The organism is Alkalibacterium sp. s-m-28 (assembly GCF_054658175.1).
In genome coordinates, this window is sequence record NZ_BAAGIQ010000262.1 from 1 (window position 1) to 498 (window position 498).

Sequence of the window (498 nt, forward strand, 5' to 3'; positions counted from 1 at the left end):
TTTAGTTCGGTCAGTTGAGCGGAGCAGGAATTGTAGCTCAGTCCTTTGCCCGAGCTTTCGTACAGCTCGTTCCATTTTGCAAGGAAATGGTTGAAGACGAACCGACTGCACCCAATCGTCTTCGCAATCAGGATTTCCTGCTCTTTGTTCGGGTAGATGCGGAACTTATAGGCTTTGTGTCTCATTGATTTCCACCCCCTTTAAATGATATACTTATTGTATCATTTTAGATATTATTTGTATATCATTAAGGAGTGAAAACAATGGAAAAGCAATCAGTTATTTTACGATTTCCGAAGACATTGCTCGATAGGGTGGACAAGTACAAAGAGCAGAAAGGGTTCGGTACTCGTACTCAAACAATTTTTCACTTGATTCAAACAGCACTCGAACAATCGGACAATCGGGACGGCTAAAGCCACCCCGTGTCCGAAGCCGATTCATCCCCCACTTTACACTTCGTAAGAAGTGGGGGTCTTCTCGGCTATTTTAGATAAA

General features: G+C 43.0%; 2 protein-coding genes. One reads left to right on the top strand and one right to left on the bottom strand.

The window, feature by feature from the left end; all coding sequences use genetic code 11:
* Positions 1-185, bottom strand: a 185-nt coding sequence (locus ACYQ4S_RS12245; RefSeq protein ID WP_459771442.1) for a helix-turn-helix domain-containing protein, incomplete at its 3' end; no start/stop codon positions are given.
* 78 nt (positions 186-263) lie between these two features.
* Between ACYQ4S_RS12245 and ACYQ4S_RS12250 the strand changes: the two genes are divergently transcribed.
* Entirely contained in the window at positions 264-416 is a 153-nt protein-coding gene (locus ACYQ4S_RS12250; protein WP_176759675.1) for a hypothetical protein, read from the top strand.
* The last annotated feature ends 82 nt before the right edge of the window (positions 417-498 follow it).

Coding starts and splice junctions, on each gene's coding strand:
- ACYQ4S_RS12250 (WP_176759675.1), top strand. CDS start 264: ATGGAAAAGCAATCAGTTATTTTACGATTTCCGAAGACATTGCTCGAT.